Below are 628 nucleotides of genomic sequence, written 5' to 3' on the forward strand. Positions count from 1 at the left end.
GTACGCCGAGGCCCAGCCCAGCACGTTCTGCGCGTAAGCAATCGAGTTGTTGTAGCGAAGGATCGCGGCCATCACTTGCGACGGGTCGCGAAGGTTGAGGCCGCCGCTGCACAGGTAGCGGGCCGCCGCCAGAGTGGAGTCGAAGAGGTTCTGCGGATCGGCAACGCCGTCGCCCTTGCCGTCGGATGCGTATCGCGCCCAGGTGCCCGGCAAGAATTGCATCGGTCCCATCGCGCGGGCATAGGTGGGCCGATTGCCGGTGCTGCTCTGCAGGATGACCTCGTTGCCCGGCAGCGTGCCGTCCAGCGCGGGGCCGTAGATCGGGACGACGGCGGTGCCGCGCGCGTCAACCGCGCCACCGCCCGCATGCCCCGACTCGATGCGTCCGATTCCCGCCAGCAAGTTCCAGCTGACGCCGCAGTTCGGGGCGGCCACCGCCATCTTTTGCTCGGCACTGCGATAGGCCGCCAGCGCGATGCTCGGGATGCCAAGCGCCCCAGGCGCATTCACGATCATCGCTGGCGGTGGTGCCGACAAGGCGGGTTCGGCGACGTGGAAAGCGGTCGGGGAACGGTCGATGCGGACGACAGCCGGCCCCGAGAGGTCGGGCATGCTCGGGGAGACAGCA

1 protein-coding gene is annotated in these 628 nt (G+C 68.8%); it reads right to left on the bottom strand.

Annotation, left to right across the window (positions count from 1 at the left end):
* The coding region (locus A5709_RS27100) for a lytic transglycosylase domain-containing protein (protein WP_197520245.1) at nt 1-628 on the bottom strand (628 nt) is incomplete at both ends.

Origin of the sequence: Mycobacterium sp. E1386 (assembly GCF_001672745.1) — a bacterium.
GTDB lineage: Bacteria > Actinomycetota > Actinomycetes > Mycobacteriales > Mycobacteriaceae > Mycobacterium.